Source organism: Pedobacter sp. AK017 (genome assembly GCF_014200825.1).
Lineage (GTDB): Bacteria > Bacteroidota > Bacteroidia > Sphingobacteriales > Sphingobacteriaceae > Pedobacter > Pedobacter heparinus.
This window is the reverse complement of record NZ_JACHCW010000015.1, coordinates 1-14,292: the sequence shown is the minus strand read 5'-3', so window position 1 is coordinate 14,292 and position 14,292 is coordinate 1. Positions and strand designations below refer to the sequence as shown.

The following is a 14,292-nucleotide window of genomic DNA, read 5'->3' as shown; positions in this document are numbered from 1 at the left end:
TTATTTATTGTACAATTCGTTTTCTTTTAAAGATTGACTGATAAAATGATCATTTATAACACCCTCACCCAAGATTACCGAAAGTTTAGCCGCATCTGTTGCAACTTTCACAACCAGCGCTGCAGAGAAGCCGTCTAATTGTTCTGAAACCTTTTTCCAGTCTACCTTTTTATCCACTTTGATAGAACCTAAGGTAGCTTTTAAAATACCAAAAATTTCAATTTTAGAAGGCTTTGGTAATTCAATGATATCATCAAATCTTCTAAATATGGCTTTGTCAATAGAGCCTTCTAGATTCGTCGTTGCAATGATCAAACCCGGCCCATTAAAATCTTCCAGAATATTCAGTAGTATATTGACAATGCGATGCATTTCCCCAACATCCTGCTTGTTATCACGAGACTTAGCTATAAAATCAAACTCATCAAGTAAAAGTACACAGGGGAAAGTCTTTATTGCTTCAAAAAGTTTCGAAAGGTTACTAGCCGATTCTCCCAGATAAGACGAAACAACAGCCTCAAACTTAACTTTTAAGAAAGGTAATCCTATATTCCAGGCAATACGTTCAGCACTCATACTTTTACCGCAGCCTGGATAACCATGGAATAATATCCTTCTCCTTGGTTTAAGGCCAAAATGAGCCAAACGTTCGCGCGCTAAGAATTCTTTTTCAATGCGTTGTATTTTTTGATCTACCTCATCAGAAAGTATCATTTCATGACGCAGCTCTTCTCTTGGTATCTCAATAGCTAAAGGAATATTACTTCTTGTATCCTTAGGTATCAAGACCGAATTTCCAAAAATGTTTCTCAACTCACCCTTAAATGACTGATTAGTCTTAATATTTCTTGTTAAAATGGAAGTTAAACGATCAGCGAGTTTGTTATGTCCCTTTTTACGTTCATCTTCAATAATAACCCCAGCAACCTTTACGATATCATCTGTATGCTCTCCATCAATGGAGCGGAAAAGTCTTAATAAGAGGTCCTGATTCATGACTTAAATATATACTAATCTACAAATATATCAATAATAATTCCAAAGAACATTACTTTCCATGGGCCTACCCTACTTCACTCGCATCACCCCATTTCTTTCATAAATCCCGCAGAAATAAATTCATACCTTTATTTAAATGGCAACCTGGAAATCACGATTTCTATCTTTTGATCCCTATCAGGAGCAAATTCGTCAATTTTATAATTGAATGCAGCAGCCCATTCATCGGGTCGTTCCACTTTCGGTCCTAGGGTAATCCTATGTAACACAGGTACAATATTTATCAATTCTATAAATACCCGTGGTGGGGTTACATCATTATCAATTTCCTTTTTAAAACCAACTCCATTTACAACCAGCCGAACTTCATTTTCGTATTGATAATCTGATGTTTTAAATAGGTATGCAATGTCATTCAGCAGCTTTGTTATTTTACTCTTTTGTTCAGCGTTAAGTCCTTTTATTTGATCTTTTAACGACTCCATTAACGTGTTTAACTTTTTAATTTGCATCGCATTAGCCCCTGGAATCTTAAAAAAGTCACCTTCTCTGTAAGCAACTTTATAAAAAGTAAACCGGTCATTTTGTTGACTTACACTTTGTTCGCTATTTCTATCTTCAACATCCAAACATGTTTCAAGGTTATCAATAAATGCTTGTCTTTTAAGCGTTAAAGCGCAACCCTTTGCTTCCGTTAAGGCCTCCTTACCATACATACGCCAAAGCGTTAAGTCATCGTGTTTCGTATCTGCTACAAAGCTTCCTATAAATGGCCTTTCCACATAAGTTTTAGCAATGGTATCGTCGTCTACGTACTTAACTACAGAATAGGAAAGATATTTAAACAATTCTCTCCCTTCCGAAGTATCATTTAGAAAGTTTCCTTCTGATAATCGGAACGAGCTTTCTTTTATTATCATGGCACGTGAAGCCGACAAGCTCGTAAAGTGTGTTAAACAATTTTCATCAAATAGCAATATTTCTTGTATCGACTTTACGGTTTTATCGATTTCGTCATACCATTTATTTTCAATCTTACTTGTTAACTCAGCTACTGCAGCCCTGGCAATTATTAAACGTGAAGTGGACAGTCTGCCAGTTGAGTTAAGATAACGTTCATAATCCTTTATCGCTTCTGCATAATGACCAAGCTCCTTATGAGACGATGCTCTGAAATAGCGAGCTGAAGTAGAAGTAGTTTTTATTTCAAGTGCCTTACTAAAGCAATCGACAGCTTCTGAATATTTCTTTAATCTTCGGTATAATAAGCCAAGGTTATAATGTTGGGCAAAACCCAAAGGATCTAGTTCAATTGCTTTATTGTAATCTCTTTTTGCCCTGGAGTAATCCTTCATTTTCAGATATGCATTCCCGCGGCCAACAAACAAGTCAGGATTTTTGTCGTTAATAGCGATAGCACTAGTATAATCCTGTATGGCAGCAGGATAATCCTCCAAATCATAATACGAATTCGCCCTGAAATCATACAACCACTCCTCGTTTTTTTTTAAACGAATTGCTTTGGTAAATTCTGCAACAGCCAAAGTATGCTCATTGAGTTGATTATAATAGTAACCCATTCCTGCCCAGGCCTCCCACAGGCCATCATCCAATGAAAGTGCAGTCTCATAATCTTTAATACCACTCTCGTACTGATTCTCGTTATTCTGAGCATCTCCTCTCGCTAAAAAAGCAAGCGCAGACATTGGATTCAAGTTAGTAGCAATGTCAGCATACTTAAAAGCCCTATCGTAAACTTTATTACTACTGTAAGCTCTGGACTTTAATGCATAAAGCTCTGCATCGTTATAGGATTCAAGGGTATCATCATCTAAAATGTCAATTATTTTAGTGTATTTTCTTTGCTTGAATAGGGTTTTGATTTCTTTGACTAAGTCTGAGGCAGAGCGTTCCATAAATTAACGTTTGATTTTTATAAATATATAACTTATTAGTTAAATTTTTGAATAATCCTTTCTCCACCCCCCCAATGTCACCCCCGTTTCCTTCTTAAAAAATCTGCAAAAATAAATCGGGTTGTTAAACCCCAACTCATAAGCTATCAGCTTCACCGGCATGGCCGTACTTACGGCCAGCCGTTTCGCCTCTAATAAAATCCGCGCCTGCACCAGGCCAAAAACTGTAGTTCCTTCATGCAATCTGCACAGGTCATTCAAACTACGCAAGCCATAACCCAGTGCATCACTGTAAAACAGCGGATCTTTCCGGTCTTTGTAGTGTTCTTCTATCAACGCTTCCAGCCGCTGCAGCACCACCTGCGGAGAAATATAAGCCTGCCGCAAGGTAGCTTCAATATTCTCGTCGTATAGCGGCTTACTGAACATGATGGCGTTAATTTTAAATTTTACTCCTTCGTATAAATCCCTTTGGCTTCCCAATTCTCACTGTTGCTCTCTATACTTTTCCTGTTGATCACCAGCTCTGCACCCACCATACTATAGGTATCTTCCCTGGTCAGGTCCACTTCTTTATCATTCCCCGGCATATAAATCACGGTAATTACCTTAAAAGATTTCTTGTCTGCGGACCAGCTGAGGGCTCTAACCATTTTCCGGTTTTCTTCACCAAAAAATGTTAGTCTAGCGCCGTTCATAGCAAGGCCGCGTTTTCCGGTAAACAGAGAGTCTGCGGTTAGTCTGATGACCAAAGCTTTTGCCATGGCATTACTATATTCCGGACCATTTACATGCTGTATCTCTTTCAACTTGTAGCTGCCTGTGAAATTTGTTTGCGCAAACAATGTCGTACCGAACGACAGGAGTGCTATTAAGATTAATATTTTTTGCATAACCTGTCCAATTAGTATGATGTTACAACCGGAAAAACTCCAAAAGCATCCGGCCCCGTTGTTGTACCCATTAAACCCTTTACTACAATATTCATATTCTTAAAGCGCTGCAGGGCGATAGAAATCCCCGGGTAATTGCTGTTTGCCGATGTTGGCAAAGTATAAGTAGCTAAAAGTACACCCGCCTCATTGCGAATCTGGAAACTTACCGTTCCTGCCGGAATCACCGTCCGCAACGGAAAAGTAGTAATCCCTGTTACCTGTTTATAAGCCACAGAAGTAAACACATTGGTACCTGCAGCAGATGCCAGCGTCACATTTACAGGTGTACTATTAGGCGATAAATTCACAATCCTGACCCCAAAAATACTGTCCTTGTAAAAGGCAGGCAGGTTCTCTTTCATAAAGATGGGCTCAAAAGTACTTCCCTGGCCTGCCAGGAAAATGGAGTAAACGCCACCATTTTCAGTAGCAGGTGTTTCTTTATAATAACTCACCACTGGGTTACCGGTTTTGTAAAGCCAAATCTCCTTTCCAGGTACAATACCGAAGGTTTTCCAATTATGTGCTTTGACACTGTCCCGTTCATTGGTATTCAATTTTACATTACCTCCACCTATTACAGCAGTTATTACGTTTAGCGAAGCCAATGGCTCTGATTTGGTTTCCGTTTTTTTACAGGAACTTGCCATGATAGCTAGGCCAATAATTAGATTAAAACTTTTCATATCACTTCTTATTTTTTATAATTGTTTGATTTTCTATGACATCAACTTTTACATCTTCGATCCTGCCTTCATTTGTTACTCTAGTTCTTTTACTTAAGATTTTCTCATGCTCTTCAGAAAGAGATTTTCTGTTTTCCATCACCAACCCTTTGCCGGGTGTTTTGCCAGTTGTGTCCAGCTCAGTACGTGATTCAATGCCTCTCAGTCTTGCAGGAACTCCCTCGAGCATCCAACGGGGTGCTGGCGCATTTTTTAGGTAATGATCAAAAAATTGAGCCACAAGATCAGTTTTCGTTTTATTCATATAAATAGGCCCCCCATGTTGAATTTGGCGATCAGTCAAAAACCAAACTTTCTTCCCCAGTCTGCGTAGTGCGATAAAAAATTCAATACTCTGTTGAACAGAGACATTTTCATCTATTGAATGACGCAGTAATAACGGTGTGGACACTCTGTCAACATAAAAAATTGGTGAGTTCTTAATATATAGATCACTACGGTCCCAAGGGGTAACCCCCGAACTAAATTGACCTGTTTCATGCCCAGCTGAAGGAAGCCTGTGAAATTCATTAATCGACCCATAATCGCTAATCAGATTACTCGGTCCTGCCTCTGATACCGCCGCCGCAAATAGATTAGTGTGAGTTATTAAAAAATTGGTATGATAACCGCCAAAACTACCGCCAAATATTCCCATTTTTTTTTCGTTCACAAATGGCATTTTAGCAATCATTTCTGCTCCTGACACCACGAAATCGTATGCAGAAGTACCCATCTCTCCTAGTGAGAACCGTATTTCGGGATAGAATACTAAATATCCCCGTTCTAAATAGGAAGAATAAAATTCGTTCATTTGTTGAAACTGACGATTACCTACGCTTTCCTCATAATAGTTAATAACAACTGGGTATTTTTTAGAACTGTCAAAATTGAGAGGTTTATACAAAAAGCCTTGTGCTTTCTTGCCTTTAAAAGTCTTCCAGGTTATAATTTCTTTTTTGATTGCAGATTTATAAAGCGACGTGTCTTTTGGCACAAGTACCTTGAAGTTCTTAAAATCATTCGTTAGCAAGATTTCTTTTGGCTCATTCATGCTGCTCCTCGTTACCACATATTTCTCTGCTCTTTCAGCTTTCATTATCTCACTATAGTCATATACACTGCCAGGTGGAACTAGTATTTCATATCGACCTTCATTATAACTGAAGATACCGTTGTTCGTAAAATCATTAACCCTTATTAAATTAAAGCATTTCCTTTTAAGATCCACAAATGGACCCGATAGTGGGGAGTCCATTAACCATTTATATACTCGATACTTATTTCTAAAACAAATGGGTTGCCGTTTCTTTGCAAAATCAATGAGCCACTCATCGCGCTGACTGTCTGCAATTACAATACCTCTCTCCTGTGGTAACCAGCCAACAACAAAAGGAGCTTGTTTTCCTAAAAGACGAGAGGATGTATTCATCCATTTCGCATTGATTCCTTCAGTAACATTACGTTTCTCACCGGTAGATATTTCAAGTAAAATATAATTATCATTATTAAAGTCATAATACCCTAGAAACTTTTCATAAGGGGAGAGAATATACTTTTGAGGTCCCCTTCGCTCAAAGATTTGTTGTTCTTTCACTAACTCCTTTCGGTTGCCATCGTGAAGTGATACCAACCAGACTGCAAATTGGGTTGATTTATTCCAATTAAATTCACTATAAGAATATGCCTCAGAAAGTAGAGCCTTACCTCTTCCACCATCCCTCATCCCTTCTGTTGTGAAAATATCGGCATTAAATTGGTAGATGATTACATGCTTGTCCATTTTTTCAAACTCTGAAAAGGCCATTCCTGGAAATCTATGCCCCTGCAAAATAGAATTTTCCTGTTCTAACCTAACAATTGCACCTGATCTCACATCTATCGCTGTAGCATAAGTGCGTTTAAACTTGGCATCCCATTCCTGGTAAGGATAGACTTTTGGATCCAAATAACTCCATATTTGTGTCTCATCCCTGTCTGTTTTGGAAATAGGAGCAATCTGCTCTTCCTGATAAAAAAGCAGCTTATCTCCCGTACGATTAAAGCCGATTAGTTGCTGATCTGTCTTAGAAGACAATCTAAATCCTTGCTTCGTAGTATAAATTTTAAGGTCATTAGCCAACGATACATCCCCATCTCTAACCAAAATTTTTGCTTTACCAGTTATCGCTGACCAATAAGTAATGGCGGCAGAAGAATCTAAGTTATTTGTTAGAAATGCAACCCCATTGCCTTCCGGGCTAATTTTTACATCCTGCAATGCCTTAGCCGCGCCAACCCATACCTCCTGAGGACTTTCAGTCCCTACCGGCATCCACAGTAACCGAATGGCTACGCCTTCTTTTTGTGTAATCAGTAACTTAAGTCCGCTGGAACTTAATTTATAATTAGTGATATTTTTTAATAAAACCTGTTTACCAGAACTTAGGTTAATTACTCTTAAGTCAGTAGGTGTTGACTTTGACCTACATGCAAAATATGGGTAATTGATCTGTATACAGGACTCCATATCAATAAATACTTTATTCTTTTTTGTTTCAAGATCTAATAGGTGCAATTTACCCTCACTTACATATATAAATTGCTTTCCACTATTTACAAAACTTTGAGAATTCGCTTGAGGTAACACCAGTTTCCATTTACCATTTGTGGATTGGACAGTAGTGCTATCTTTATTGACGAAATAAATATATTTGCCATTATCGCCGATTCCATATTGTGCTTTCAATGAGTAAAAAGGTGTAAGGGCAACAAGAAATATTAAAATTATTTTCATGTTATATTTTTTATTTTGTAAGTGATGCTCTTGCTTCTTCCCAAACCTTTTCATTATTTAAAATCTTAGCCATTGATTCAGCAAAATATTTCAATGCACCATCATCTACAAGCTCCCAATTTCCAATAATACATCTGTATAAGTCAATAGCATCCTTCTTTCGGCCGAGCCTGAAAAAGAGATCTGCTTTAGTTTTACGCATCATCATATATACCCAGCTTGGAGAAAATACTCCTTTCACCCCTTTATACGATTCTGACCAAGTCCTCCCAATACCCTCAGCTCGACTAATCCATTCCAGCGCCTGATTAAGTAATGCCGTGTCATCACTATACTTCATAATAGCGTCACAATAAGCATCGATTTCATTGGGTTCTATGTACATGTGGTCCTTTTGGCCAAGTCTTTGAACAGCAATCTTTATGTATTCATTCCAATTATTCCCTAATTTGAAACTACCATACCAATATAACTGTGTTTCCATGCGTACCGATTTTGCTCTTTCTTTATCGACTACTTTTCCTAAGTCATTTTCAATCTGTCCCCAATCCGGAGTCTGAGAATTCTTTTTCGCTGCTTCAAATCGTGGTCCCGCAATCGTCAATAATAATACCCGGTTAATAAAAGTATATGACCAGCTATTTTCCCATTCACCAATAGGAGTACTTTTCAATAAGCTATCGATCTTTGCTTGGTTTTTAAGGATCACGGCAAACATTTTATCTGTCGGTTTCATTAGCTTCATATTCTGCCTTGCAATATCTATGTACTCTCTTTTTAAGAGTTCAGTCTCAGGTAGCTTATTTATATAACCATCCATATATTCTCGCATAACTTGCAACGCTAATTCTTTTTCCTCAAATTGATTTTTAAGCTTCTTGGCAATAACAGAATACTCACTGTATGGAACTCGTTTTGTTTTCACCATATTAAATAAGGTGTACAGCTGCTTATCCGAATCTTTTGCTTCATTCACCTTGAGAAGAAAAGTAGATGGATTATTTTGACCAACAATTTTATGGAGTGGTTTACCTTCAGAAGAGAAAATCAGATAGCTCGGTAGTGCGTTAATAGAGTATTCCTTTTCCAGTTGCCTGGCAAATCGAGAGAATAGTTTAATATCCTTTGTATCATTTTTTGTTGAGTCTACTTGAACTTTAATTGAGATAAAATCTTTGTTGATCACATCTCCAACCATATTCAAAGAGAGTACTTCCTTGTCCATCATTTTACAGGGCCCGCACCAAGTAGCATAACAATCTATGAAAATGTATTTATTTTCCTTTTTAGCTTTAGCTTTGATCTGTTCCCAGTTTATATTTTTTGCAAATGCAATTCCCCTCCCTTTGGCGCTTTCTGCCGCCAACTGTTCTGCTGATACCTTCTCATAAACTCCCAACATAGTGAAATCATTATCGTCGTCTTTCCCATCCAGCAATTCAGATTTTTTAGAAATAAATAGCTTTTTATCCTCTGTCGTTACCTCTTCTGTTATCCGCCGTTCCTGTTTTGTAGATTCCTGTTTATCATAAATGACCGTCTCTCTAACCCAGAGATTTCTTTTTTTATCCCAAAAGAAGACAACTGTCCTTTTTTTCCCAAGAACAGTTTTGATTTCATTTATTTTATCATACCCTATTTGTAACTCCCGCGTATAAGTACTGTCCTTGTCACTCGTACCAACTATTTCAGTTACTTCGAAAGAGATCATGTTGTTAGTTTGTAGTATTTTCATTTTGGTAGGTAGGCCATTGGAATATTGCGGTCCCTTAAAGCTTTTCATTTCCTGTATCCGCCAAATTCCCGTTAGATCTTGCTGTGCTGTAACATATATGGGGCCAAGCAATAACAATAAGCTCCAAAGTTTAATTGTGTTCATTTTATTGTGTTTTTATTGTGATTAAATTGTGTTCGCGCAAATAGAGATACTTTATCCTCAACCCGTTTGCATCGCATCCATTTGGTGGTAAAGAAAGTCAGAACTCAATAACCTTGGTTTTGGACAAGCTTAGGATTACTAAGAATATCTTCGTAAGGAATGGGATATAGCTGATCTTTTGATTCCCAACTACCACCTTTTAATTCAGTAATTATTTGCATAATAGCATCTATGTTTCCATTACGTCTCATGTCAAACCAGCGGTGTGTCCACTCCCCAAAGAGTTCAACTCTTCGCTCTTGGAAAATGGCAGTGAGCATTTCACTTTGACCTGTTACAGCAATCTTAGATAAACCTGCCCTATTTCGAATTTCATCAAGATCCTTCTTCGCACCATTAATATCACCTAATCTTGCTCTTGCTTCAGCTCGGATCAGATATTGCTCACCTAGCCTCATTACCATTGTGTATTCCATCATTGCACTAGGTGAAGTAATATTGATGTCATAAGCTCCAAATTTGTATTTATTTGGGAACCAAAATATACTCGCCCCATTGTTGAAAGCAATGCTATCTAACCAATTACCTGGAACTGCCCTCAGATCTCCAGTTTCAAATGCTTCTAATAAGAAAGAGCTCGTCTGCACCGGTTTTTCAAAGCTAATGCCTTTAGGCTCAGCCTTAAGATTAAAAACTCGCCCATCGACTGTATTCTGTCCAACCCCTGTTGGTTGTATTTGCCAAATTGCCTCCGCACTATTTTTTCGAAAGACATTATTTAATGAGGTCAAATTAAATGTGGAATTTTTATTAATAATTTGTGTTGCGGACGCTTCAGAACCAGCAAAATTGCCGCTATAGAGGTAAACTCTCGCTAACAAAGCAGTCGCAGCCCATTTGTTTGGCCTTGTTCGTTCAGCAGTGCCGGCATAGGGCTTCAATGAGCCATTAAGAAATTGTTCACTTAATAAGTCTTGTGCCTTTAGGAGATCGCTGATGATCAAGGTAAAAACATCAGCGACTAGGCTACGGGATAATTGACGGTTCACTTCTGGATTAGTTCCTGTAACAAGAGGTACATCGCCATAAAGGCCAACAAGTAGGTGGTAAAAAAAAGCACGCATAAAATAAGCTTCTCCTAACAATTGCTGTCTGACTAGGGGAGTTACCATAGTTGAAGAAGACAAGCCTTCTATAGCTGAATTGCATATAAATATGTAGTTATAACAATCATACCATATTTCCATGCCTGATTTCAGTGATGCAGTTGCCTGCAAATTATTAGTATAATAGGGAAATTGACGAGTATCTCCATTGGGTCGAAGTATAAATTCATCCGCCGATAGTCCTGTATAGAGAGAGACTTTAGATGAAAAAGCAGCTTGTTTACTGTAAAGCCCCGTAAGAACTCCTGTAGCAGTAATGTCGTCATCAAATACGTTCTGTTGTGTAATTAAACTCTCTGGTGGCTCTACCGTTATGAAATTCCTGCATCCATTTGTTAATACTGAAAGACACAGCAGGGTAAAAACTATTTTATTAATATATTTCATGACCTTAATTTTTAAAATATGAATTAATTATTTTTAAAAAGTAGCTTGTATACCGGCTGTAATCATACGCAAAGGGGGCAAGCTGGAATAACTTAGTGTTTCGGGATCCAATCCACGATATTTGGTAATCGTCAATAAATTTTGAGAGTTTAAATAAACTCTTAAACTTTGTGTTGATAGCCATTTTGTAACCTTTGAAGGGAATTGATATGAAACAGAGACATTTTTAATCCGTGCATATGAAATATCCCCAAATCCACGATCGCCCACATCACTAGGCAACCTAGTTGTGGATGTAAATCTTTGATAAAGGGAAATATCTCCTGGTTTTTGCCACCGTTGCATAACACCTAAAGGTTGATTTCCTATAGGTATAAGACTATAGATTACCCTGCCTGGAATTGCACCAAAGTCTGGCAATTGGAGCCCATTTTGGCGGGTAAACTGAATAAAGATTTCCAATTTAACACCTTTATAAGTTAGATTGTTTTGTAACCCTCCGTACAACTGGAGTCCAGTTTGGTTAACACTGGTTCGATCATTACTAACGCTTGGATTCGAAGTAGGATTGCCATACCTGTCTGCTATTAAAAAAGTACCCATTTGAGAATCAACTCCAACAAAAGCATAGTTCCTCGCGATATTTAAAGATTGTCCTATAATATAAAAGTTCGCTAGTGAAGAGGTTTCGAGGCCTGGAAATGCCAGCAGCTTATTGTGAGGAATGGTTAAATTTACACTGCTACTCCAATGAAATTCCTTTGACTGAATATTCTCTGTCATCAGACTAAATTCCCAACTCCTATTTTGAACAACCGCAGGCAAATTACCAGTGAAACTAGGAAAGCCTGCTATGTGAGGGAGTGCGATATCAGTTAAATTATTTGAAGATCTGTTGAGCGTATAATTTAAGGTAAATAGAAATCGGTCTTTTATAATTCCCATATCCAAACCTAGTTGCATCTTTTTTGTTAATTCCCATTCAAGATTTGGGTTAGGTAAATTTAAAGGCTCAAGTCCTGGCTGCCCTTGGTAGAGTATACTTGGAGTAACTGACGTATATAAATTCATGAAGCGATAATTCCCCAATTGGTCATTTCCAGTAAAGCCATAACTACCCCGCAGCTTGGCAAAGCTGATAAAAGGTAGCACTTTTTTAAAGAATCCTTCTTCACTTAATATCCATCCGAGTCCTATCGAACCGAAATTATGCATCTGATTATTAGCTCCGAATCGACTGCTACCATCTCGCCGGGCCGTAAGACTTAACATATATCGCTCATCCTGTACATAACCTACTCGTGCAAAAACACCGCTGTAGCGATATTGTGCTATGTCAATTCCTGTTGACCTAAGAGTTGCTCCTGAAGCCATATTCCTTAATAATTGATCACTCGGTTGGCCGTTTACCAAAAAAGCACGACCTTCATTTAGTTGTTGTTGAAAGGTACTACCTGTAAGAACGCTAAGCCTTCCTTTACCTAATGCTTGAGTATAGCTCAATTGCGGCTCAACAATCCATGATTGTGATTTATTGAATCCAAAATTTGCTGCCCGCTGTCTGTCTGCACGTAGTTCAGGTTTCACCGATTCATTAAGAGTACCAAGAAACTGATCAGATATAGTATTTGTAAAACCAAATGTACTTTTCACTTCCAACCCATTTAAAATCCTATAGCTGATACTAGCATTCGTGACAAGATTACCAGTTTTTGTATCAAATAAATTATACTGCATAGACAGGGGATTAACCCAACTGCTGTTGCCATTAGCTTGTGGATCAGGTGCCCAGTTTAAAACGCCATTATCGGTAAAAAGATTTGGTGCAACAGGAGGTAACAAAAGAGCTGTTCGCGTATAATCAATCCCTGGTAGTCTATTCACATTGTGCATATAACTACCACCCAACTGAATCTTAAGCCGATTGTCCGAATTGGCAGCGCTAACATTAAAATGTAAAGAGCCACTTGTGTTATCAAAATCACCAGGGAAAACACTTGTTTCTTTGGAAAAGGTACTGCTTATGAAATATTGGACAGTTTGGTTCCCTCCTGAAACTCCCGCTGTAAAATTAGAATATTTTGCAGTCCCTCCAATAAGTTCTTTTTGCCAGTCGGTATTTCGGCTTGTGTCCCATAGACCACGAAGATCATAGTCTGTGGCAAGTGTAGTTGCTCCGTCATTAGCTTTAGCCTCTCGTCGCATTTCCATGAACTGTTGACCATTTAGGAGCTCCATAAAATGACCAACATTTCCCCAACCTTGCTGTAAATTGACATTCACGCGCATGGGTCCTATCTTTCCACGCTTAGTTGTGATCAGAATCGCACCATTAGCGGCACGGCTCCCGTAAATAGCTGTAGCGTCAGCGTCCTTTAAGATGTCAATACTCTCTATATCACTAGGATTAATAAAAGCAAGAGGATTTCCTGTAGGAACTCCTAGACTCGGAGTTTGTTCATTCGAACCTCCTAGAATCGGCATTCCTGAATCAGAACCTCCCAAAAAAGTAGAAAGGTTTTGTGACATAAAAGGCACTCCGTCAATTACAATCAATGGATCAGAACCAACTAGATTGGGATTAATATTATTGCGCCCTTGTATTCTAACTTTTACTCCACCTCCAGGTATACCATTTGCCTGTGTAATTTCAAGGCCGGGCACCCGCCCTTGCAAAGCAAGAAGTGGATTATTGACAGGTTGATTCTCGATTTCTTTAGCAGTTACTGTCGCATTATTAGAAACACTGAATCTTCTTGAAGTAGTTCCATAAGCAATGATCTGTACCTGATCCAACGGATTATCGGAGAGTTTTAGCGTAATACTACCCATGTTTTGTTTGGCAGTTATCTCAACTGTCTGGTAACCGGTATAAGAAATGACAATCGTAGCCCCTTCATTCACCTTCTCTATCAAAAACCTGCCCTGCGCATCCGTCATCGTAACGCTTTTCCCGTCCTTTACCTTTACCGTCGCTCCTGGTAACGGGTTACCACTCTCATCCACAACCCTACCAGTAATGTCAATAGCAGCCCAGCGCTCAGCCGGGCGTTCCAGAAAGGTGGTTTCCTGCGGTTTAATTATGATATTCTTTTCTTCTATTTTATAAGTAAGACGCTGGTTTTTAAGTACCTCTTCGATTGCTTCTTCTACAGAAACATTTTGAACATTAAGGTTTATCAGGTCGGCTTTTTTAATGAGATTAACATCGTACAATATATTATATCCAGTCTGCAAGCGTATTGCCTTCAGCACTTTCTCTAAAGTGGCATTCCTTTGATTCAAGGTTACCCTTTGAGCAAAAGTGCTGGCACTAACCTGCATCAGGCAGGTGAACAATATGACTACGACTAATTTCATAATCAATAGTATTTTTTGCGGCAGCCACAAGCGTAGCGTACCTAGGTTAGAAATGTATATTTTGCCGAGTAGACTCGAGGGATTTGCACCCTCGGTCCCTCCCAGAACCGGACGTAATACTCTCGCATTATCACGGCTCGTCCAAGTTA

Annotated in this window: 9 protein-coding genes; all 9 read right to left on the bottom strand. The window is 38.5% G+C overall.

The window, feature by feature from the left end:
• The 9 genes from HDC92_RS19285 to HDC92_RS19245 all read right to left on the bottom strand — a co-directional run bounded on the left by HDC92_RS19285 (position 1) and on the right by HDC92_RS19245 (position 14,143).
• Positions 1 to 996, bottom strand: a complete 996-nt coding sequence (locus tag HDC92_RS19285; RefSeq protein ID WP_183876718.1) for an AAA family ATPase — start codon at positions 994 to 996, stop codon at positions 1 to 3.
• 131 nt (positions 997 to 1,127) lie between these two features.
• Positions 1,128 to 2,915 carry a tetratricopeptide repeat protein gene (locus HDC92_RS19280; RefSeq protein WP_183876717.1) on the bottom strand — a complete coding sequence of 596 codons (1,788 nt, stop codon included), beginning with the start codon at positions 2,913 to 2,915 and terminating at the stop codon, positions 1,128 to 1,130.
• 39 nt (positions 2,916 to 2,954) lie between these two features.
• Positions 2,955 to 3,344 (bottom strand): helix-turn-helix domain-containing protein, encoded by a 390-nt coding sequence (locus HDC92_RS19275; protein WP_183876716.1) that lies wholly within the window; start codon positions 3,342 to 3,344, stop codon positions 2,955 to 2,957.
• Between the two features lie 20 nt (positions 3,345 to 3,364).
• Entirely contained in the window at positions 3,365 to 3,808 is a 444-nt protein-coding gene (locus HDC92_RS19270) for a hypothetical protein (protein ID WP_183876715.1), read from the bottom strand.
• Between the two features lie 11 nt (positions 3,809 to 3,819).
• Positions 3,820 to 4,536, bottom strand: a complete 717-nt coding sequence (locus HDC92_RS19265) for a DUF4397 domain-containing protein (protein WP_183876714.1) — start codon at positions 4,534 to 4,536, stop codon at positions 3,820 to 3,822.
• Position 4,537: 1 nt separating this feature from the next.
• A complete protein-coding gene (locus tag HDC92_RS19260; protein ID WP_183876713.1) occupies positions 4,538 to 7,405 on the bottom strand; it encodes an alpha/beta hydrolase family protein in 2,868 nt (955 codons plus the stop codon).
• Complete coding sequence (locus HDC92_RS19255) at positions 7,362 to 9,230, bottom strand: thioredoxin family protein (protein WP_183876712.1); 1,869 nt, start codon at positions 9,228 to 9,230, stop codon at positions 7,362 to 7,364. Before HDC92_RS19255 ends, HDC92_RS19260 begins: the two co-directional genes overlap by 44 nt.
• 104 nt (positions 9,231 to 9,334) lie before the next feature.
• Complete coding sequence (locus HDC92_RS19250) at positions 9,335 to 10,783, bottom strand: RagB/SusD family nutrient uptake outer membrane protein (protein WP_183876711.1); 1,449 nt, start codon at positions 10,781 to 10,783, stop codon at positions 9,335 to 9,337.
• A gap of 33 nt (positions 10,784 to 10,816) precedes the next feature.
• On the bottom strand, positions 10,817 to 14,143 hold the full coding sequence (locus tag HDC92_RS19245; protein WP_183876710.1) for a SusC/RagA family TonB-linked outer membrane protein: 3,327 nt from the start codon (positions 14,141 to 14,143) through the stop codon (positions 10,817 to 10,819).
• Positions 14,144 to 14,292: the final 149 nt, after the last annotated feature.

Bases quoted from the DNA above. Each gene is read 5' to 3' on its own strand.
- HDC92_RS19255 (WP_183876712.1), bottom strand. From the start codon at position 9,230: ATGAACACAATTAAACTTTGGAGCTTATTGTTATTGCTTGGCCCCATA.
- HDC92_RS19285 (WP_183876718.1), bottom strand. From the start codon at position 996: ATGAATCAGGACCTCTTATTAAGACTTTTCCGCTCCATTGATGGAGAG.
- HDC92_RS19280 (WP_183876717.1), bottom strand. From the start codon at position 2,915: ATGGAACGCTCTGCCTCAGACTTAGTCAAAGAAATCAAAACCCTATTC.
- HDC92_RS19265 (WP_183876714.1), bottom strand. From the start codon at position 4,536: ATGAAAAGTTTTAATCTAATTATTGGCCTAGCTATCATGGCAAGTTCC.
- HDC92_RS19250 (WP_183876711.1), bottom strand. From the start codon at position 10,783: ATGAAATATATTAATAAAATAGTTTTTACCCTGCTGTGTCTTTCAGTA.
- HDC92_RS19270 (WP_183876715.1), bottom strand. From the start codon at position 3,808: ATGCAAAAAATATTAATCTTAATAGCACTCCTGTCGTTCGGTACGACA.
- HDC92_RS19275 (WP_183876716.1), bottom strand. From the start codon at position 3,344: ATGTTCAGTAAGCCGCTATACGACGAGAATATTGAAGCTACCTTGCGG.
- HDC92_RS19260 (WP_183876713.1), bottom strand. From the start codon at position 7,405: ATGAAAAGGTTTGGGAAGAAGCAAGAGCATCACTTACAAAATAAAAAA.
- HDC92_RS19245 (WP_183876710.1), bottom strand. From the start codon at position 14,143: ATGAAATTAGTCGTAGTCATATTGTTCACCTGCCTGATGCAGGTTAGT.